This is a genomic window from Symbiobacterium ostreiconchae, assembly GCF_055396975.1.
The window spans coordinates 3,531,843-3,551,767 of the sequence record NZ_AP042454.1; the positions used below are offsets into that span (position 1 = coordinate 3,531,843).

Sequence of the window (19,925 nt, forward strand, 5' to 3'; positions counted from 1 at the left end):
CGAATCGTGGAAGAGATCCTGCGCGGCTACCGCGATCGCGCTTATGCACTGCTGGCCGAGAACCGGGCACAATCCCGCGAGGGCATCGAACTGCTGGTCCGGGAGAGGCTGCCCCATGTGGCCGCCGCGATGCAGGCCGGAGGCAAGCCGCTCACGACTCCGCAGTTGGACGCCCTTTACCACGAACTCCTGGAGATCTCGTTCACGATGTTCTCCCTGGGCTACACCATGGCCCACACAGTGGACCGCCCCGCCAGCACCCGTGTATAGCGAACCCGGCCTAACCGGCCGGGCCTTTCTCTTTTTCGGGTTCCTTCTCCGGTTCCGGTCGCGCCGCCGGCACAGGCAGGACCGGCAGCGGACGCACCTCGGTCAGGCGGGCGACCACGAACGCCCACAGCACCCGCACCAGCGCGGCGGCGGGCACGGCCAGGATCAGCCCCCACGGCCCGGCCAGGTAGCCGCCGGCCAGCACCACGAACAGCACCCCGATCGGATGCAGCCCCACGGAGTCGCCCATGATCTTGGGCGAGAGCACCGCGTTCTCGATCTGCTGGATGATCAGGAACACCAGGGCGATCTGCATCCCCCGCCAGGGAGACTGGGCCAGGCCCGCCAGCACCGCGGGCACCGCGCCCAGCACCGGCCCCACGTACGGGATGAACTCCATCAGCCCGGCCCAGATGCCCAGGAGAACGGCAAACCGCAGCCCCAACAGGGCAGAGGCGACGGCCGCCAGCGTGCCCACGGAGAGGCCCAGCAGCACCTGCCCCCTTACGAAGCCGGAGATGACCCGGTCCAGCTCCCGCAGGAGCTGGATGATGTCCTGTCGCCAGCGGCGGGGAAGCGAACGCACGAACCGATCCCGGAAGTATTCCAGGTCCTTCAGCAGGTAGAACGCCAGGAACGGGGCCAGGAAGACGCTGACCAGGAAGCCGGCAGCCGCCTCCAGCGTCTGGATGTCTACCAGCCGGCGCAGGGCCGCCACCGAGCGCACCTCGATGTTGGTGATGGACCGGTCCAGGCTCTCCCGGAGCTCCGGGGGCAACCCCGCGTCCCTGGCCCACCGCTGCAGGCCGTCGGCCAGGTCCCGGGCCCGGGCGGAGTAGAGCGGTATGGCCTCGGTGAGCCGGCGCACCTCCGTCAGGGCCGAGGGGACGAGCTTGACCACCACCAAGAACCCCGCGGCCGCCAGCGCGGCGTAGACCGCCAGGATCGCCCAGCCCCGGGGCAGACCCAATCTGGCCAACCGGTTGACCAGCGGCGCCAGCAGGTAGGCCAGGACCACCGCCAGGAGAAAGGGCGCCAGCACCGGGCGGATGGCCCAGAGCCCCCAGGCCAGGGCGAGGACCAGTCCGCTCAGCACCAGCGCCGCCATGAGCCGCCTTGTCCGACGGGTCACGGGTCAGTCCATGTCCCCCGTCATGGCGTCGGCCACCGCGTCGACCCCGTCGTTCCACATCCGCCGCATGCCCCGTCCCATCCGGCTCATCCCCTCCATCACCGGCTGACGGGTCTGGGGCGTGAGGGCCACGACCAGAATGGCCCCCAGGGCGACCCCGGCCAGCACGCCCGAAATGAACGCTCCGTTGTACCGCATCCTGTTCATCTCCTATCGACGACGTTCGTTGGTCGGCCCGCAGGTCACGGACGCCTCCGCCGGATGCTCGGCCGCTGCGACCAGCTCACCGTCCGCGTCCACGTGCCAGATGCGCACCGCGCCCCGGGCCGTGTTGAACTCCACACAGCAGTCCCAGCAGTAGTATTGCTCTGACCCGACCCGGCCAATACTGCGGCTGTCGCAGTTCGGGCACCTCATGTCCACAGCCCCCCTTCGCGCTCCGGGGCGGCATCCAGCACGATCGCGCCCTCGCCGGGAACGGCCGGCCCGGTAAGGGGCAGGATCGCCTTGCCGCTCAGCAGGTCGTCCACAAAGCCGCGGGAGAGCTGCAGCGCCCGGATCTCACCGGTGGCAGGTTCGAAGTGGAGGTCATCCAGCATGCCCAGTTCCTCGCCGGACCCGTCCAGCACAGGCAGGCCGGCCAGGTCCGAGCCGCACCGGGCATCCGCCTCGTCCTCCAGGTAGCGCTCGTCGGCCAGCACGAACGTGGTCCCCACCGCCCGCACCGCCCGGTAGTCCAGCACCCGGCGGCGGCTGAGCAGTCCGCCGGTCTCCAGCACCAGTCCGCAGATCCGCAGACCGTCCTGGCTCACCAGCACCTCCTGCACCCGGCCCGCCGGCCGCATGTCCGGCCCCACAAGCACCGACAGCCCGATCAGATCCCTGGCCCTGGACACTTCTGCATCGATCCCTCGCTCTTGTGGTTCAGGATCATCCTGTTGCCAATGCCAGTCTTCCCCGCTGCTCGCAAATACAAACACGAATCGGCGGATGTCCTGGACGGACAACCGGCCCCTGACCACACCGGTTAATCGAACCGCCGGCTGAGCCCCATCGCAGTCGCTTGCGCGGGCCTATTCCCCCGCCCAAGACTGCACTTGCGCGCGAAATGTGCACCCGGTCCCCACCGGCCACTGTACATTTCGCGCGCAATCCCCCGCACTCAACCCCCACGTCCTCGGATTGGGTACATGTAACCCCGTCGGCGGCCGCTTGCCCCTGCCTAATTCCCCGCCCGGGGCGGCATTTCCGCGCAAGATGTACACCCGGCCACCCCCGGCCACTGTACATTCCGCGCGCAACATCCCCGACTCGACTGCACTTGCGCGCAAAATGTGCACCCGGTCCCCGCCGGCGACTGCACATTCCGCGCGCAATCCCCCGCACTCAACCCCCACGTCCTCGGATTGGATACATGTAACCCCGTCGGCAGCCGCTTGCCCGGGCCTATTCCCCCGCCCGGGGCGGCACTTCCGCGCAAAATGTACACCCGGCCACCCCCGGCCACTGTACATTCCGCGCGCAACATCCCCGACTCGACTGCACTTGCGCGCAAAATGTGCACACGGTCCCCACCGGCAACTGCACATTCCGCGCACAACATCCCCGGCGCATAAGGGAAAACCCCGGGCCCGCCCGAAAGCGGTCCCGGGGCATCGTCCCTCTTCACTTCAGCGCCCGCTCGATGGTGCCGCCGCCCAGCACCCAGGTGCCGTCGTAGAAGACCACGGCCTGGCCGGGGGTGATCGCCCGCTGCGGCTGGTCGAACACCACCCGCACGGCGTCCTCCCCCTCGGGGTAGATCGTGCAGTCCGCCTCCGGCGCCATGCGCCGGATCTTCGCGCGGCACCGCCGCGGCCCGCTGAGGCCGGGGATGGCGATCCAGTTCAGGTCCGAGGCAATCAACCCGGGACGGTACGTCTCCTCGTCCTCCCCGACGATCACAGCGTTGCGCTCCGGGTCCAGCTCGGTCACGTAGACCGGGCGGGGGGTCGTGAGCCCCAGCCCCTTGCGCTGCCCCACGGTATAAAGCGGCAGCCCCTGGTGCCGCCCGATCACCTCGCCCCGGGTGTTCAGGATCGGTCCGGGCACGATGGCCTCGGGCACCCGCTCCTTCAGGAAGCGGCCGTAGTCGTTGTCGTAGACGAAGCAGATCTCCTGGGAATCGGGCTTGTCGGCGGTGACGAACCCGTACCGGGCCGCCAGGGCCCGCACCTCCGACTTCTGCATACCGCCGATGGGGAAGAGCGTGTGGGCCAGGGCCTCCTGGGTCAGGTTGTGGAGCACATAGGTCTGGTCCTTGCGGGCGTCGGCCGACTTGCCCAGGAGCCAGCGGCCCGGGAAGCGGTCGTCCCGCCCGATGACGGCGTAGTGGCCCGTGGCCACGTAGTCACACTCCAGCTGGCGCGCCTTCTCCAGGAAGGCCGAGAACTTCACATAACGGTTGCAGGCGATGCACGGGTTCGGCGTGCGACCCCGCGTGTACTCCTCGATGAAGTAGTCGATCACCGTCCGGGCGAACTGGCCCTGGAAGTTCATGACGTAGTAGGGGATGCCGAGCTTGTGGGCGACGGCGCGGGCGTCCTCCACCGCGGCCAGGGAGCAGCAGCCCGAATGCTGGTTCATCTGGATGTCCTCAGGAATGTCGTCGGTCCAGGTGTTCATGGTGACGCCGATCACCTCGTAGCCCTGCTCCACCAGGAGCGCCGCGGCCACCGAGGAGTCGACGCCGCCGGACATGGCCATGAGCACGCGCTTGGCCAAAGGTCGCCCACCCCCTTCCGTTTTCCTTCCGATAGTGTAGCCGAAAAGGCATGCCCGTCAGCAAGACCCGGTCACGCACGACCCGACGCCGCACCGCCGCGGGCGTGCCCGCGCCGGGCGCCGTCCGGACCGCACAGGCGCCGGGTCAGCGACCCGGCGCCGCCAGTTTCCGCAGGAACGCCACCGACTGGGCAAACTGCTCGACCGCGTACGCCACGTCCTCGGCCGTGTTCTCCTCGCCGAAGGAGAACCGCAGCGACGACTGCGCCGTCTCCCGGCTGCAGCCCACGGCGAGCAGCACGTGGCTGGGCTGCAGCGAGCCCGAGGTACAGGCCGACCCTGACGAGGCGTACACCCCGGCCATGTCCAGCCGGAGCAGCATCGCCTCGCCCTCGACGCCCTCCACCGAGACGTTGGCGTTGCCCGGGTGGCGCAGCTCCGGGTGCCGGAAGGGATCGATGCCGTTCAGCTTCACGCCCTCGATCGCCAGCACCCCGCGCAGGAACTGGTCCCGCATCTCCCGGGCGTGGGCCGCCCGGCGCTCCAGTTCCCGCGCCGCGATCTCCGCCGCCAGGCCGAAGCCCACGATACCCGGCACGTTCTCCGTGCCCGACCGCATCTTCCGCTCCTGTCCGCCGCCGGTGGTCAGCCCCGGGGCGAAGCGGAAGCCCTTGCGCACGTACAGGGCCCCCACGCCCTTCGGGCCGTAGATCTTGTGGCTGGAGATGGAGAGCAGGTCCACCCCCAGGGCCTTCACGTCCAGCGGGATGTAGCCGGCGGCCTGCACGGCGTCGGTGTGGAAGATGACGTTCGGATCCTTGGCTTTGGCGGCGGCGCAGAGGCCCGCGATATCCAGCACCGTGCCGATCTCGTTGTTCACCGCCATGATCGAGATGAGCACAGTGGTCGGGCGCATCGCCTCCAGCAGCGCCTCCGGCCGGATGAGGCCGGTCTCCGGCTCCACATCCAGCAGCGTGACCTCGTACCCCTCCTTCTGCAGGGCCAGGGCGGTGTCCAGCACGGCGTGGTGCTCGTAAGGCGAGATGATCAGGTGGTTGCCCTTGGCCCGGTTGGCGGCCATGGCGCCGCGCAGGGCCCAGTTGTCGGCCTCGGTGCCGCCGCTGGTGAAGAAGACCTCGGCGGGCTGGGCGCCGATCAGCGCCGCCACCTGGGCGCGCGCCTCCTCGACGCCCTTGCGGGCCCGGCGGCCGACCGCGTGGATGGAAGAAGGGTTGCCGTAGTGCTCCGTCAGGAACTCGTAGACGCGCCGGGCGACCTCCGGATGGCAGCGGGTGGTCGCAGCGTGATCGCAGTACACCGTCCGCATGGCTGTCGCGCTCCCCTTCGTCATCACCCCGGCCGCCGGAAGGCTGCCGCGGGGGAAATCAGATGTGGTACATCGGGTTGCCCCGGTCCGCCAGGGCCTGCTCCACCAGGTCCTGCAGCGTGATGGAGTCGATGACGGCGATGATCTGCTGCGTCACCCGCTCCCACACCCCGTGAACCGGGCAGCTGCTGGCGCACTCGGGGTCGGGCTCGCCTTCGGTCGCGCAGTCGGTGTAGCCGATGGGCCCCTCCAGCACGCGGATGATGTCGCCCACGGTGATCTGGCTGGCCGGGCGGGCCAGCATGTAGCCGCCCTGCGCCCCCCGCACCGCGGTGATGATCCCCGCCCTGCGCAGGGGCGCGGCCAGCTGTTCCAGGTAGTGCTCCGAAAGCCCCTGCCGCTCCGCGATGGTCCGCAGCGACATGGGCCCCGAACCCTCGTGCATCGCCAGCTCAAACAAGGCCTTGACGCCGTATTTCCCTTTCGTCGACAGCTTCACCCCTATCGCCCCCAATTCCGAGTAACAATATCGGGATCATCACCTTAGAGTCTATGCCCCCGCAATCCCGACTGTCAAGTACGGCGTTTGGGGTTCAGGGGCGCACGGTGGAAAGCTTTACCGTGACCACGCTGCCGGCGGGCACCGCGGCGCCCGGCGCCGGACTCTGTTCGACCACGAAACCGGCGCCGCCGCCCTGCTTCAGCAGAAGGCCCAGCTCGCCGGCCAGCCGGCCCGCGTCCGCCAGGGTGAGGCCGCTGAAGTCCGGCACGGTCACGGTATCCCCGCCCAGCGGGCCGAGCACCAGCTCGACCTCGCTGCCCGGGACGGCCTCGGCGCCCGGCGCCGGCGACTGCACCGTCACCACCGGACCGTCACCGGACAGCCGGGGCTGCAGCCCTGCATCGGCCAGCCGCTGAACGGCCCAGTTCGCCGGCAGGAAGCGGGCGTCGGGCACCATCACCTTGGGCGGCTCCTTCTCCGGTTCCGCGGGCGCCGCCGGCTGGGGATCCGCTTCCGGGGCGGGATTGTCCGGCGGCACGCCCAGGGCGCGCAGCGCCTCGGGCATCAGCCTGGCGAACAGCGGCGCCGCGATGGTGCCGCCGTACCCGGGAGGCTTCGGCTCGTCGATCAGGATGAACATCGCCACCCGCGGGTCGCTTGCCGGGGCGAAGCCCAGGAAGTCGCCCAGGCCCCGCTCCTTCTCCCGGCCACCCTCGTACTTCTGCGCCGTGCCGGTCTTGCCGCCGGCGGTGTACCCGGGCACCCGGGCCTGGGTGTAGGCCTTTTCGATGACGTCGACCATGATCTGCCGCATCTCAGCCGCGGTCTGCTCGCTGATCACGGTGCGCAGGGGCTCTGTGGGGGCCTTCCACACCGTCTCTCCGTCGGCGTTGCGGATCTCCCGCACCAGGTGCGGCCGCACCAGCTTGCCGCCATTGGCGAACACCGCCGCGGCCCGAACCATCTGAATCGGCGTCACCTCCAGGTGCTGGCCGATGTACATGTTGGCCCAGTCCACCGCCCGCTTCTCCTCCCAGCCCCACAGGCCGTTGGCCGCCGACTCGTGGGGGAAGTCCAGCCCGGTGGGCTCGGTGAAGCCGAAGGCCTGCAGGTACCGCTGAAAGGTTTCATGGGGGATGCGCTGGCCCACGTGGATCAGCCCCACGTTGCTGGAGGTCTGCAGCAGCTGGCTGATGGTCCGCATCTGCGGCTCCACGTGGACCACCCGGTCCCAGTTCCAGATGGTCCAGCCGTCGATCTCGATCTGCCCGGAGTCGGGGATGAGGGTGTTCAGGTCGATGAGCCCTTCCTCCAGGGCGATGGCGGTGGTGACCGTCTTGAAGCTGGAGCCCGGCGGCAGGGGCATCACGGCCCAGTTGGTCAGCCGCTCGACGTCCAGGGTGCCATCCTCCTTCACCCAGGAGGACCGGTCGCTGAGGTCCGCGCCCGGCCGCATGGCCAGCGCGAGGATCTCCCCCGTGTGCACGTCCATCGCCACGGCCAGCGCCCGGCGGGCGTCCTCCCGCTCGATCACCTCATCCAGGGCCTCTTCGAAGGTGCGCTGCAGGTAGATGTCGATGGTCGAGATGACGGTGTAGCCGTCTTCCGCGGGGATGGTGCTGCGCACCGTGCCCGGGATGGGGGCGTTGTCGTAGGTGAGCTCGGCCCGCACGAAGCCGTCACGCCCCCGCAGGGCCTCCTCGTACTGCGCCTCGAGCCCGTAGGCGCCCACGCCCTCCGCGTTGAGGTAGCCGATGATCTGGTTGGCGGCCTCGCCCTGGGGGTAGACCCGCTGGCTGGTCTCCTGCAGGGAGATCCCCGGCAGGACCAGCGCGGCGATCTTCCTGGCCGTCTCCAGGTCCACGCCCCGGGCCAGCACCAGGTACTGCGAGTCCTTGTTGTCGTGCAGCAGCTGCTCCAGGTCCGCCGCGTCCTGGCCCAGGAGGGGGGCGAGGCTCTCCGCCACCCGGGCGAAGTTGCGGGCTTCCATGTGGTAGGGCGAGGCGACCACGTTCCGCTGGGGGATGGAGACCGCCAGGGGACGCCCGCTGCGGTCCAGCAGCGGACCGCGCACCGGCCGGAGCGCGGCTTCCTGCAGCCGGCGGGCCTCCTCCCGCGCCAGCACCTCCTCGGCCTGCATCGTGTGGAACCAGCCGAGGCGGCCGATCAAGAACAGCAGGGCCACCGTGAGCACGGCCCGGAGAACCTTGGCGCGCCGCCGCATCGCCGTCACCTCCGACTAATGGGTCCAGCCGAGCAAGCTGAGAAAGAGGCGCGCCCCCATCTCAAACCGCTGGCGCTGCTGCTGGATCCAGAGGCCGGTCTGGAGCTCCGGCAGGGTCATGTAGCCCTCACGGGCCTTGAAGCTCAGCATCAGCTCCTGGTCCTCGGCTGAGCTGGCGTGAAACGAATAGCCGGTCGTCGGGGATGCCCAGTCCCAGGTCATGGCGAAGCGCCGGTCGAGCAACTCCTCCTGCGTGGCCCCCCATGCCGGGGTGAAAGCCTGCGCCACCAGGTTCAGGGGCCGCCCCTCGCCGGGCTTCATCCAGGCGGTAAAGCCTACCTCAACGGTGTTCAGCCGGAACACCTCTGCCTGAGCGAGGATGATGCCCGCCAGGTTGTGCAGGAGCAGCTCGGGCCTGGCGCCGACGATCTCCAGGCGGAAGCTGTCCAGGCGGATCAGGAGGTTGGACTTCTCTCCCCCGCGCAGTTCCAGCTCGTAATCGTAGACCTGGGCCTCCAGGCGCTCCCGCAGGCCTGCGGCCACCAGCTGGCTGCGCACCTGATCGGCCAGCGGGCGCAGCCGCTCCCGTAAGGCGAAGAGTTCATCGAACTCGACGTACAGACTTTGTTCCAGATCAGACAGCAACCGTTATCGCCTCCATTCCCCTATTCTACCAGAGGCAGACAGGCAGTGGCTACGGCTGCTGCGGACAAGCGCCCGCAGGAGTTCTGCGCACGACCACCGAAATATGGATTAGATACAAGGCAACAGGGGGTGACGGGTAATGACGAAGGTGCTGCTCGCGACCGACGGTTCCGCCCACAGCGTCCGCGCTGCCCAGACCCTGCGGAAGATGGCCGAACGCGATCCGTCCATCGTCGTCACCGTTTTTCATGTGGCACCGCTGCCCGACCTGACCACCCCTGCGGCGGCCGGGGCGCCCATGCCCAGCCCGCTCATGCCCGATACCTATGCACAGGCCCAGGCCGACCGAGCCCTCTCGGTGACGCTGGCCGCACTGGGCCTGCCGCCCGAACGGGCCCGGGGAACCTACGTCATCGGCGTGCCCGGCGATGCGATCCTGGCTGAGGCGCGTCAGGGGGGCTACGACCTCATCGTCCTTGGCCGGCGCGGCCTCTCGCACCTGAAGGAGCTCTTCCTCGGCAGCGTGAGCCAGGCCGTGCTCCACCGTGCGCCCTGTCCCGTGCTGATCGTGCCCTGATCCGCCCGTGTGCCGCTGATCGGCTCCGCCTCATCGACCTGCGCTTATCCGCCTGTGCACCGTCCGTTGGTTCCGCCTCATCGACGACCTGCGCACATCCGTGGGTGTGCCGCCCGTCGGCTCCGCCTCATCGACCTGTGCATATCCGCCTGTGCACCGTCCGTCGGTTCCGCCTTATCGACAACCTGCGCACATCCGTGGGTGTGCCGCCCGTCGGCTCCGCCTCATCGACCTGCGCTTATCCGCCTGTGCACCGTCCGTCGGTTCCGCCTTATCGACAACCTGCGCACATCCGTGGGTGTGCCGCCCGTCGGCTTCGCCTCATCGACCTGCGCATATCCGCCTGTGCACCGTCCGTCGGCTCCGTACACCGGCCCCAGAAACCTGCGCCTGACCTGGATGCGCCGCACCCGGGTCGGGCTTTTTCGTGCCGGACCGGGCGTCTGCGGCCTGGTCCGGCGCGCGCAGAACGGACGGCGCCTGGCGGCACCGTCCGCTGCTTCCGGTTCCTTCTCCCCCGTCCAGGCTGGCCCGCATCCGCCGTGCTTCTTCTGAACGCCGGTCTACCCCCGAGCCGCCGACGTCCGTCCCCGCGCCTGAGTCTATCCCCGGCGCCTGAGTCTATCTCCGGCGCCTGCGTCTACGCCCCGGGGCCGCTGCGACCGCCTCGACGGTCCGCCGGAGCGTTGGTCTACCCCCGGGCCGCTGTGACCGCCTCGACAATCCGCCGGGCCACGGTCTGCGGGTCGGAACCTTCGATCTGGCTCCGGGGAATCATGGCGACCGCCTTGCCGTTCTTCAGCACGGCGAAGGAAGGCGACGAAGGCGGGTACTCCGGGAACAGGGCGCGCGCTGCGGCCGTCGCCTCCTTGTCCTGGCCGGCGAAGACCGTCATCAGGTGGTCGGGCTGGACCTCCCGCAGGGCCAGCGCCGCCGCCGGCCGCGCGATGCCGCCGGCACAGCCGCACATCGAGTTGATGGCCAACAGCGTCACGCCCTCCGCATTGGGCAGCTTCTCCTGCACCTCTTCGGCCGTGCGAAGCTCGACGAAGCCCAGCCGGGTCAACTCTTCACGCATCGCCTGGAAGTCGGGCATGAACATGTGGAGATGCAACGAGCCCCTCCCCTTTCCGCAACGTTCGTGTTACCTTTGTGCACTTTGTGACGGTTGGGGAGGGACAGCGGGTACGGCCCGTTTGGGCGGTGGGTGGTGGGTAGTGGGCGGTCGGGGGTTGGCAGTGGACGGTTGGCGGGTCGTACTTGGCCGTGGGTGGCGGTCTTGAGCGGCCGATGATGGACGGCGCGTGGTACGTGGTGGGCGGTGGGGCGTCGCCGATGGGCGGCCGACGGTGGGCGGTCGGTGGTCGGTGGGCGGTCGGTTGTCGGTGGTCGGCGGCGGGGGGCGTGGGCGGGAGGCACCGGGGGCAGGCGGCAGCAGCGGGAGGTGAGGGGACACCGCTGCGCCGAATCGTTCAAGCATGAGCGGTTGCCCCCGAGGCCCGAATAGCGACGGATTTCCACTTCCCCGGCGTGCGAAGTGGAAGTTTGCCTCACTTCGCCCGCAGCGACATCGCCGCGGCCGATGTTTCAAGCGTAAGCGATCGGGCCCGAGGCCCGAATAGCGACGGATTTCCACTTCCCCGGCGAGCGAAGTGGAAGTTAGCCTCACTTCGCCCGCAGCGACATCGCCGCGGCCGATGGTTTATGCGTGAGCGATCGGGCCCGAGGCCCGAATAGCGACGGATTTCCACTTCCCCGGCGAGCGAAATGGAAGTTTGCCTCACTTCGCCTGCAGCGACACCGCCGCGGCCGATGGTTTAAGCGTGAGGGATCCGGCCCGAGGCACGAATAGCGACAGATTTCCACTTCCCCGGCGAGCGAAGTGGAAGTTTGCCTCACTTCGCCCGCAGCGACACCGCCGCGGCCGATGGTTCAAGCACGAGCGATCGGACGCGAGGCCCGAATAGCGACGGATTTCCACTTCCCCGGCGAGCGAAGTGGAAGTTAGCCTCACTTCGCCCGCAGCGACATCGCCGCGGCCGATGGTTTATGCATGAGCGATCGGGCCCGAGGCCCGAATAGCGACGGATTTCCACTTCCCCGGCGAGCGAAATGGAAGTTTGCCTCACTTCGCCTGCAGCGACACCGCCGCGGCCGATGGTTCAAGCACGAGCGATCGGACGAAAGGCCCGAATAGCGACGGATTTCCACTTCCCCGGCGAGCGAAGTGGAAGTTAGCCTCACTTTCGCCCGCAGCGACATCGCCGCGGCCGATGATTCAAGCACGAGCGATCGGCCCCCGGGGCGCCAACTGCCGGGACGGCACGACGCCCGCCCGTTCTGCCCGGGCGGGCGTCTTCGCTACGCGTGCAGCCGGATGGCCGTCACCGTGACGATCGCGAACAGCACCGTCAGGTACACCTCCGACCAGCCGACCCGGTCAAGCCGGGCCGCCCCCTGGCGTCGGGCGCGCCAGGCGCACACGACGGCCCAGACCAGCGGGGGCACCAGGGCCAGGGGCAGGAGCGGGGGCAGCCAGCCCGCCGCCGCGGCCACAACCGCCCCGGCCAGGAAGGCCAGGTGCACGGCCACCGACACGCCGTGGAAGGTGCGGTGCCGGCGCTCCCTGGACATGGTCTTGACCCGGAAGATGGATCCGGCAAAGAAGGCGAAGCAGGCATAGGTGACCGCCCACCCACGCGGCGTCATCCCGCCCGCCATCACCAGTTCGTACAGCGGGGCCCCGGCCATCAGGCCCGTCACCGACAGGAACCCCGAGATCAGCGACCGCGTGAGGCCGCGCTGCGCCAGCCAGAATACCACGCAGACCAGGAGGAGCGCACCGCCCAGCAGGTAGAGCACGGCAGGACGGTACGCCACGACCGGGAGCAGGAAGGCTGCGGCAGTCAGCGTGAGGACCGCCAGCCAGAACCGGGCCACCGCCGGCTCAGCGCTGGCCATGCCGGCGCGGCCCGAAGCGCCCCGGCCGAGCAGCACCTCCAGGGACCCGCGCGCCGTGTAGGCCGTCAGCCAGCCCAGCAGGGCGACGAGCCCCAGCGGATGGGGGCCGAGCGCCAGGACGGCGACCACGGCCGGCGTGAGGACCATGGCCCACGCCCCGTGCTCCCGGGGCAGTGGGATGGGTCCGGGTCGGAACTGCGTGCGCAGCAGCCCTCGTGATCCAGTGCGGCGCTGCGTACGCGACCCCGGTTCGGGTTGAAGCTGCACCTGCATGCGCGATTGCACCCCCGCTTGAACAAAGTATAACATGAAGTACGGGGGCGCCCTGTGCGCTTTGTCACGTTTCCAGTAAGGCAGGAGATGCTGTAAGACGAGCGAAAGATTCCTGGTGACCTACGGAAAGGAGCGGTCTTGAAATAAGCATGTTTGATTCTGCGGAGTTTGCGGCGCTGCGGGAGGAGTACCTGCAAGGTGTCGTTGAGCGTTCCGGCCGCCTGCGCGAGGCCGTGGCGGCCTTGCGGCAGGGCGGTCCCGTCGACCTGCGGCAGCTTCGGCAGGAGGTGCACAAGCTGCGGGGATCGGGGGGCTTCTACGGCTTCAAGGAGCTCTCCGCGGCGGCGGCCCGGGCCGAAGATGCGCTGCTCATGGTGCTCGACGGCGAGCAGGAGCGGGATGACCGGGTCCTGGCCGACCTGGTGGCCCGGGTGGTCGAGGAGATCGACGCCGCGTCGCGGTGAACGCGCAGGCTGGCCCTGGAGAGCGCGGACGCTCTTCAGGGCCAGCCTCTTCAGCCGCTCCCGCACCGTACGGTGGCCGCTTATAGCACAGCAGCTTCGTTCAACAGGGAGATCTCGTTCAGTACGGCAGCCTCGATCCGCTCGGCGGCTTGGTTCCGTACGACGAGCTGATTCAGTGCGGCGACCTCGCTCAGCACAACGGCCTCGTTGCGCAGGACGGCCGCTTTCACTAGGGCCGCCTCGGTCAGCCAGCGGCCCTATTCCGCACGGCAGCTTCGTTCAACATGGCAACCTCATTCAGTCCGGCAGCCTCGATACGCACGGCCGCCCCATTCCCCACGGGCCCCGCAGCCCCTGCGCAGGCGGCTCGCTCAGTGCGAGCTCAGCAGTTCCCGCACCCGCGCGACGATTTCTTCCTGAATCAGCTTCCCCTTGGTCAGGTGCCGGGTCGGCCCCAGCTGCAGCAGGGTCTTCTCCCCTTCCGTGAGGTCCAGGGCGGTGAGTACCAGCAGCGGGATCTGCTGGGTCCAGCGCCGCTGACGGAGAAGCCGCACCAGCTGGAACCCGTCGAGGTTCGGCATCATCAGGTCGAGGATCAGCAGGTCGGGCCGCTCGGCCATGATCATGCGGAAGGCCTCCTGCCCGTCGTGGGCCGAGCGCACCGCGTACCCGGCCTGCTCCAGCATCACGGTCACGATGCGCCGCACGTCCGGGTCGTCGTCGACCACCAGGATGGAAGGTTGCGGCCGCTCGCCGCGCCAGCCGCCCAGGACGGTGCGGATCGCGCTCAGCAGCTCGTTCTCGTCGATGGGCTTGGACACGATGCCCGAGACGCCGGTGGCCACCAGCTCCGGTTCCTTGCCGCCGGCGTAGGCCGAAACCACCACCACCGGGATGTCACGGGTGGCCGGGTCCCGTTTGAGCTGCTGCAGGACGTGGGACCCGTCGGCGCCCGGCATCATCAGGTCGAGGGTGATGACGTCGACGTGCCGGGTGCGGGCGATCTCCAGCGCCTGCTCGCCCGAGGTCGCCCCCACGGCGTGGAACCCCTCCCGCTCCAGGGAGAGCATGACGAGCCGCACGATGTCCGGATCGTCGTCAACCACCAGCACCGTCCGGCGGCTGACGTGAACGGGCACGGACGGGCCAGGCTCGGCCGGCTCCACCGGCAGCGTGAACGAGAACGTGGAGCCCTCGCCCAACGTGGACTCCACCCAGATCTCCCCGCCGTGCTCCTCCACGATGGCCCGGCAGATGGTGAGCCCGAGGCCGGTGCCCCCCGTCTTGCGGGAAGCAGCGTTGTCCACCCGGTAGAAGCGTTCGAAGATCGCTTCCTTCTGATCGGGCGGGATGCCCGGGCCGCGGTCGATGACGTCGAACCGGACCACATCACCGGCTCTGGCGGCCCGGATGAGGACCTCGCTCCCCTGCGGCGAGAACTTGATCGCGTTGGAGAGCAGGTTGTCGAGAACCTGGTGCAGCCGGTCGGCGTCAGCCATCACCTTCGGCAGGCCTTCCGGCAGCTCGGTCCTGAGCGTGATGCTGCGCTGCCGGGCGAACGCGTTCATCTCCTGCACGGCCCGGCTCACCGCCTCGGCGGGGCTGAGCGGCGCCCGCCGGATCTCCATCTTTCCGGCCTCGATGCGGGAGATGTCCAAGATGTCGTTGATCAGCCGGATCAGCCGGTCGGTGTTGTTGCGGGCGATCGTCAGGAGCTCCCGGGCCTCCTGCGGCAGCTCGCCCGCCGCCCCGCCCAGCACCAGCCCCAGCGAACCCTTGATGGCCGTCATCGGCGTCCGCAGCTCGTGGGAGACGGTGGCGATAAACTCCGTCTTCATGCGGTCGAGCTCCGTCTCCTTGGTGATGTCCCGGTAGACGTAGATCCGGCCGATGACGCGCCCGTCAGGATCGGTCACCGGGGCGGCGAACTCGTGGAAGACGCGCGGCCGCTGCTCCCGGGTCTCGATCACGTTCGTCTCCAGCTCAATCGGCGGGCCCCCGTCGGGGCCCGGCTGCCACTGGAATGCGCTGGCGCCCAGAGTCTGCAGCGCCAGCGCGTGCAGTTCGTGCACCGACTTTCCCAGAATCTGCTCCGCGGGCAGCCCCAGCATGCCGCCGGCCTGGTGGTTCGCCACCACGCAGATGCCGAGGTTGTCGAACATGATGATGGACTCGCCCACCGAGTCCAGCAGGGCCCTGAGCCGGTTGGCCTGCGCCTGGGCCAGCTCCCGCGCGGACTGGATCTCGGCCAGGTTCTGCCGGAGCTGCTGCTCCAGGGTCTTGCGCTGCGTGATGTCCCGGGCAATACCGACGTAGGCAACCACCGATCCTCCTTCGTCCACGATGCGGGTGATGGACAGGAAGGAGTACCAGAGGTTGCCGTTCTTGTGCCGGTTGATCACCTCGCCGACCCACTTGCCCTGCTTCCCCAACTGCGTCCACATGTCGCGGAAGACCTCGGGCGGGGTCAGGCTCGAGCGCACGATATTCGTTTTCTGACCGATGAGTTCGTCGCGGCTGTAGCCGGTCAGCGCCTCGTAGGCGGGGTTGACGTCGAGAATCACCGTGTCCTTGTCCGCCACGACGATGCCATCCAGGCTCTGCCAGTACACTTCCCGCAGAATATGGGTCACGTCCAAGCTGTACCGCTTCCTTTCGGCCGGCCGACGGCGAAACTAGGACCGGAGCATCTCCTGCAGCTGGTCCGAGAGGGTCATCGGATCAAAGGGTTTCACCAGATAGCCGATGGCGCCCAGTTCACGGCCCTTCTGAATCTCCGACTGCTGCGCCCGTGCGCTCAGGAAGACGATCGGGATGGAGGCAGTGGCGGGGTTGGCCTTCAGCCGGCGACAGGTCTCGTACCCGTCCATCTCCGGCATCATCACGTCCAGCAGGATCAGATCCGGCTTCTCCTGCTCCGCCTTCGCAATACCTTCCTGCCCCCCGGAGGCGACGCTGACCTCGTGCCCACCCTGGAACCTCAGGGAGAGCTGCACCATGCGCTGAATGTCGGGATCATCCTCAATCAGCAGGATCCGAAGTGCCATTCGCCCCCTCCTTTCGCCTATCGAATATCCCTTCTCATATTGTAGGCCCAGGCATTACTTGTGTCTACTGTCTCCAAAGTAGGGGAGACGCAATCCGCTCACTGGATCGCGCCAGAGCGCCGCGAATCGCCCGAAACGACATGTGAATAGTGTAACATATGCCGCGCCGTTCGCCAACGGGACTAACCAAATATGGCGCTTCAGGAGGATATGCCGACCCGGTACTCGGTAGTACCCTGATTACATAACCCTTACAAGACTGCGCGTCGTCTGACCGTTCTGCGCTGGAACAGCGAGAGGAGGGCAGCACTGTGATCGAGTCCCTGTTCCGCCCGCGCGGGATCGCCGTGGCGGGCGCATCGCGGCACCCAACCAAGCCTGGTCACCAGGTGCTGCGGAACCTGCTGGCCGCGGGGTACCCGGGCCAGATCGCGCTGGTCCACCCGTTTGCGCAGTCCATCCTCGGCATCCCCGCCTACCCCGATCTCGAACAGGTGCCGACGACGGTGGAGATGCTGATCCTCGCCCTCCCCGCAGCCGCCACCCCGGCGATCGCCGATGCCATCGTCCGCCGGAAGCGGGCCCGGGGCGATTTGGCCGTGGTGGTGAGCCTCGCCGGCGGCTACGCGGAGTCCGCCACGGAGGAAGGGCGCAGGATGCAGGAGCGGCTGGCAGCCGCCTGCCGGGCCGCAGGCGTGCGCCTGCTGGGCCCCAACTGCCTCGGCGTGGTCGACGCCCGCAACCGGCTGGACACCACCTTCCTCATCGGCCACCACCGGGAGGCCAGCGGCATCTCCCTGCTTTCCCAGTCGGGCTCCATGATCGCCTGGGTGACGCGGGAGTGCCAGGCGCTGCCCCATCCCGTCGGGCTCAACAAGTTCGTCTCCGTCGGCAACATGGCCGACCTCTCCCTGGCCGAGCTCATGGACTACCTGGGGCGCGATCCCTCCACCCGCACCATCGGCCTCTACCTGGAGGCGGTCTCCGACCCGAAGCCGCTGTTGGAGGCCGCCCGGCGCGCCGCGTTCCGGAAGCCGGTGGTGGTGCTGAAGTCCGGCCGCACCCCCGTGGGCGACCGGGCAGCCTTCCGCCACACCGGCGCCGTCAGCGACGACACGCCCTTCGACGACGACGTGGCCCGCCAGTACGGGCTGCTGCCGGTCCGGCGGGTGGACGAGTTCGTCGCCACCCTCGCGACCTTCGACCGCCTCCCCCTGCCGCTGGGCACCCGGGTGGCGGTACTGACCAACTCGGGCGGCAGCGGCGTGTACGCCCTCGATACCCTCGCGGCCCGCGGCGTCACCCTCGCCCGCCTCAGCCCCGCGACCACCGCCACCCTCAGGAAGCTGCTGCCGCCGTTTGCCGTGATCGGCGATCCCGACGGCTACGTGGACTCCAGCGCCGGCGTCGGGCCCCGCCAGACGGCCCAGGCCGTGGCGGCCCTGCTTCGGGATCCCGGCGTGGATGCGGTGGTGCAGCTCTTTGTACCCACGCCGTTCAACACCGCCGAGGAGATGGCAAGGGACCTCCTGCGCCTGCTCCCCGGGATCCGGCGGAACAGCCTGGCCAAACCGCTCTTCCCGGTCCTCCTGGGCGGGAGCGAGGTGCTGCCCGCCCGCCGGCTGCTGGAGGAGGGCGGCATGATGACATTCTCGTCCCCGGAGGAGGTGGGCGCCGCCCTGGCGGCGATGCTGCGCTACGCCATGGCGAGACAGCGACTGGCGCACGCGCTCATGCGCTGAGCTGTAGACGTGAAGAGTCCCCGCTGCGCGACGGCGGCACGGGCTGCATGGCCCGGGTGCACACCCCGCCGCAGGAGCCGCTGAAATCAAGAACCCCCGCTGCGTGCGTGCAGCGGGGGCTTCTCGTTTCGCCTAATACCACCTCATCCGGCGGATCAGCCCGTCCCGGAAATGGAAGACCACGCACCGGGACCGGCGCTCGCCCTGCGCCTCGGCCGTCACCTCGGCCGCGGCCATGTTTCCGTCGACCAGCAGGTGCTCCACCCGGAAGGTCAGGTCCGGATACGCCTGCCACAGCCACACGAGGTAGGTGTGCACGTCCTCCTGGCCCCGGGCCTCACTCTGGTCGATCAGCTCCACGTCGGCCGTCAGCAGCGGGGCCACATTCCCCGGGCAGTGGGAGTTGCACATGTGGAAGAACCGGGTCACGGCCTCCTCGAGGCGCACACGGTCCGTCATGACGCTCTGTGACACGGGCGAGTCCTCCTTTCGCGGGCGGTCGCCGGCGGTTGTACCTGTTTTCAGCCTATCACAAATGGCCGCACAGCCATATCCGCCGTTGGTGCTAACCCGGTGCCATCTCCCGGGCCCCCGACACCCGCGGCTGCAGGGAAGGCTCAGCGCCCCGTCCCCGCACAGCAGGCGGCCGGTCGCCGGCGGCCGGAACAGGGAAGGCTCAGCGCCCCCGCCGTTCCCGCAGCAGGCGGGCAATCTCCCCCTCCCGGCCGTAGGGCTTCGGCTCCCAGAAGGGCCCGTCCACCCCTTCGGGCAGATAGCGCTGCTCCACCCAGGCGCCGGGGAAGTCGTGGGGGTACTGGTATCCCTTCCCGTAGCCCAGCCGCTCGCCCGAGCCGTACCCGGTGTCCTTCAGGTGGTTGGGCACCGGCGGCGTCTTCTCCCGTTCCACCACGCCCAGCGCCCGGTCGATGGCCAGGTAGGCGCTGTTGGACTTGGGCGCGCAGGCCAGGTACACCACCGCCTCGGCCAGGGGGATGCGCCCCTCCGGCATACCGATGAACGAGACCGCCTCCGCCGCCGCCTGGGCGATGACCAGGGCCTGGGGGTCGGCAAGGCCGATGTCCTCTGCGGCCGAGATGACCAGCCGCCGGGCGATGAACCGGGGATCCTCGCCGGCGTATAGCATGCGTGCCAGCCAGTACAGCGCGGCGTCAGGATCGGAGCCCCGGATGGACTTGATCAGCGCCGAGGCCACGTGGTAGTGCTCGTCCCCGTCGTGGTCGTAGACCACCGCCCGCTTCAGGAGGGCCTCCTCGGCCGTCTCCAGCGTCACCACCCGGCGCCCGTCCGCGTCCGGCGGGGTGAGCAGCACCGCCAGCTCCAGAGCGTTCAGCGCCATGCGGGCGTCTCCGCCCGCGGTGCGCACCAGGTGCTCCATCGCCTCGGGCGTCACCGCGGCGTTGTAGTTGCCCAGACCACGCCCCGGCGTGCGCAAGGCCCGGTCCAGCAGGTGGGCGACGTGTTCGTCCCGGAGCGGCTTCAGCTCGAAGATGCGCGTACGGCTCACCAGCGGCGCGTTCACCGAGACCAGCGGGTTCTGGGTCGTCGCCCCCACCAGCGTGATCAGCCCCTCCTCCACGTGGGGGAGCAGGGCGTCCTGCTGGTCCTTGCGCCAGCGGTGGATCTCGTCGATGAAGACCACGGTCTTCTGGCCGTGCTGCCCCATGCGGGCCCGGGCCTCGTCGACGATGCGCCGGATGTCCTGCACACCCGAGGTCACGGCGTTCAGCTGCTCAAAGTGGGCCTTCACGCAGCCCGCCGCCAGCCGCGCGAGGGTGGTCTTGCCGGTCCCCGGCGGGCCGTACAGGATGCAGGAGGGCAGGTAGCCCGCCTCCAGGGCCCGGCGCAGAAAGCGGCCGGGACCCACCAGGTGCTCCTGGCCCACGAACTCATCCAGGGTCTGCGGGCGCATGCGGGCGGCCAGCGGCGCACTCTGCGCCGCCTGCTGCGCCGCGGCCCACGAGAACAGGTCCACGGGAC

Annotated in this window: 19 protein-coding genes; 4 read left to right on the top strand and 15 right to left on the bottom strand. The window is 69.0% G+C overall.

From position 1 onward, the window contains the following. The first annotated feature begins 6 nt into the window (after positions 1 to 6). Complete coding sequence (locus ACZ5UM_RS16960; protein WP_464845682.1) at positions 7 to 270, top strand: hypothetical protein; 264 nt, start codon at positions 7 to 9, stop codon at positions 268 to 270. A gap of 10 nt (positions 271 to 280) precedes the next feature. On the opposite strand, the gene ACZ5UM_RS16965 is transcribed toward ACZ5UM_RS16960, so the two are convergent. From ACZ5UM_RS16965 to ACZ5UM_RS17005, 9 genes are all read right to left on the bottom strand, one after another. Further along, on the bottom strand, positions 281 to 1,402 hold the full coding sequence (locus ACZ5UM_RS16965) for an AI-2E family transporter (protein ID WP_464845685.1): 1,122 nt from the start codon (positions 1,400 to 1,402) through the stop codon (positions 281 to 283). A gap of 3 nt (positions 1,403 to 1,405) precedes the next feature. Next, the gene (locus tag ACZ5UM_RS16970; RefSeq protein WP_464845688.1) at positions 1,406 to 1,600 is read right to left on the bottom strand and encodes a hypothetical protein; all 195 of its coding nucleotides are present in this window, start codon (positions 1,598 to 1,600) and stop codon (positions 1,406 to 1,408) included. Positions 1,601 to 1,612: 12 nt separating this feature from the next. Further along, positions 1,613 to 1,819 (bottom strand): hypothetical protein, encoded by a 207-nt coding sequence (locus ACZ5UM_RS16975; protein WP_464845691.1) that lies wholly within the window; start codon positions 1,817 to 1,819, stop codon positions 1,613 to 1,615. Next, positions 1,816 to 2,298 carry a PRC-barrel domain-containing protein gene (locus ACZ5UM_RS16980; RefSeq protein ID WP_464845694.1) on the bottom strand — a complete coding sequence of 161 codons (483 nt, stop codon included), beginning with the start codon at positions 2,296 to 2,298 and terminating at the stop codon, positions 1,816 to 1,818. The genes ACZ5UM_RS16975 and ACZ5UM_RS16980 overlap by 4 nt, the downstream gene beginning before the upstream one ends. A 769-nt stretch (positions 2,299 to 3,067) precedes the next feature. Then, complete coding sequence (mnmA, locus tag ACZ5UM_RS16985) at positions 3,068 to 4,147, bottom strand: tRNA 2-thiouridine(34) synthase MnmA (protein ID WP_464848412.1); 1,080 nt, start codon at positions 4,145 to 4,147, stop codon at positions 3,068 to 3,070. 163 nt (positions 4,148 to 4,310) lie between these two features. Then, positions 4,311 to 5,492 (bottom strand): cysteine desulfurase family protein, encoded by a 1,182-nt coding sequence (locus ACZ5UM_RS16990; protein WP_464845696.1) that lies wholly within the window; start codon positions 5,490 to 5,492, stop codon positions 4,311 to 4,313. A gap of 58 nt (positions 5,493 to 5,550) precedes the next feature. Further along, on the bottom strand, positions 5,551 to 5,991 hold the full coding sequence (locus tag ACZ5UM_RS16995) for an RrF2 family transcriptional regulator (protein ID WP_464845699.1): 441 nt from the start codon (positions 5,989 to 5,991) through the stop codon (positions 5,551 to 5,553). A gap of 94 nt (positions 5,992 to 6,085) precedes the next feature. Beyond that, positions 6,086 to 8,218, bottom strand: coding sequence for a penicillin-binding transpeptidase domain-containing protein (locus tag ACZ5UM_RS17000; RefSeq protein ID WP_464845703.1), 2,133 nt, complete (start codon positions 8,216 to 8,218; stop codon positions 6,086 to 6,088). 15 nt (positions 8,219 to 8,233) lie between these two features. After that, positions 8,234 to 8,863: a hypothetical protein gene (locus ACZ5UM_RS17005; protein WP_464845707.1), complete on the bottom strand. Its 630-nt coding sequence runs from the start codon at positions 8,861 to 8,863 to the stop codon at positions 8,234 to 8,236. Positions 8,864 to 9,002: 139 nt separating this feature from the next. On the opposite strand from ACZ5UM_RS17005, the gene ACZ5UM_RS17010 reads away from it, so the two are divergent. Next, positions 9,003 to 9,440 (top strand): universal stress protein, encoded by a 438-nt coding sequence (locus ACZ5UM_RS17010; protein WP_464845710.1) that lies wholly within the window; start codon positions 9,003 to 9,005, stop codon positions 9,438 to 9,440. Positions 9,441 to 10,131: 691 nt separating this feature from the next. On the opposite strand, the gene ACZ5UM_RS17015 is transcribed toward ACZ5UM_RS17010, so the two are convergent. Together ACZ5UM_RS17015 and ACZ5UM_RS17020 are read right to left on the bottom strand one after the other, a co-directional pair. Then, the gene (locus ACZ5UM_RS17015) at positions 10,132 to 10,554 is read right to left on the bottom strand and encodes a BrxA/BrxB family bacilliredoxin (RefSeq protein ID WP_464845713.1); all 423 of its coding nucleotides are present in this window, start codon (positions 10,552 to 10,554) and stop codon (positions 10,132 to 10,134) included. A gap of 1,247 nt (positions 10,555 to 11,801) precedes the next feature. After that, positions 11,802 to 12,710, bottom strand: coding sequence for a YwiC-like family protein (locus ACZ5UM_RS17020; RefSeq protein WP_464845716.1), 909 nt, complete (start codon positions 12,708 to 12,710; stop codon positions 11,802 to 11,804). Positions 12,711 to 12,823: 113 nt separating this feature from the next. Here ACZ5UM_RS17020 and ACZ5UM_RS17025 point away from each other — a divergent pair, with 113 nt between their 5' ends. Continuing rightward, on the top strand, positions 12,824 to 13,138 hold the full coding sequence (locus ACZ5UM_RS17025) for an Hpt domain-containing protein (protein ID WP_464845719.1): 315 nt from the start codon (positions 12,824 to 12,826) through the stop codon (positions 13,136 to 13,138). A 371-nt stretch (positions 13,139 to 13,509) separates the two neighbouring features. Here ACZ5UM_RS17025 and ACZ5UM_RS17030 read toward each other — a convergent pair whose 3' ends face one another. After that, positions 13,510 to 15,771: a response regulator gene (locus ACZ5UM_RS17030; protein WP_464848413.1), complete on the bottom strand. Its 2,262-nt coding sequence runs from the start codon at positions 15,769 to 15,771 to the stop codon at positions 13,510 to 13,512. Positions 15,772 to 15,813: 42 nt separating this feature from the next. Then, entirely contained in the window at positions 15,814 to 16,185 is a 372-nt protein-coding gene (locus ACZ5UM_RS17035) for a response regulator (protein ID WP_464845721.1), read from the bottom strand. Positions 16,186 to 16,496: 311 nt separating this feature from the next. Here ACZ5UM_RS17035 and ACZ5UM_RS17040 point away from each other — a divergent pair, with 311 nt between their 5' ends. Then, a complete protein-coding gene (locus ACZ5UM_RS17040) occupies positions 16,497 to 17,927 on the top strand; it encodes an acetate--CoA ligase family protein (protein ID WP_464845723.1) in 1,431 nt (476 codons plus the stop codon). A gap of 132 nt (positions 17,928 to 18,059) precedes the next feature. Here the strand turns inward: ACZ5UM_RS17040 and ACZ5UM_RS17045 are convergent, their stop codons facing one another. Next, positions 18,060 to 18,401, bottom strand: coding sequence for a nuclear transport factor 2 family protein (locus ACZ5UM_RS17045; RefSeq protein WP_464845724.1), 342 nt, complete (start codon positions 18,399 to 18,401; stop codon positions 18,060 to 18,062). 202 nt (positions 18,402 to 18,603) lie between these two features. Next, positions 18,604 to 19,920: a replication-associated recombination protein A gene (locus ACZ5UM_RS17050; protein WP_464845726.1), complete on the bottom strand. Its 1,317-nt coding sequence runs from the start codon at positions 19,918 to 19,920 to the stop codon at positions 18,604 to 18,606. Positions 19,921 to 19,925 lie beyond the last annotated feature (5 nt).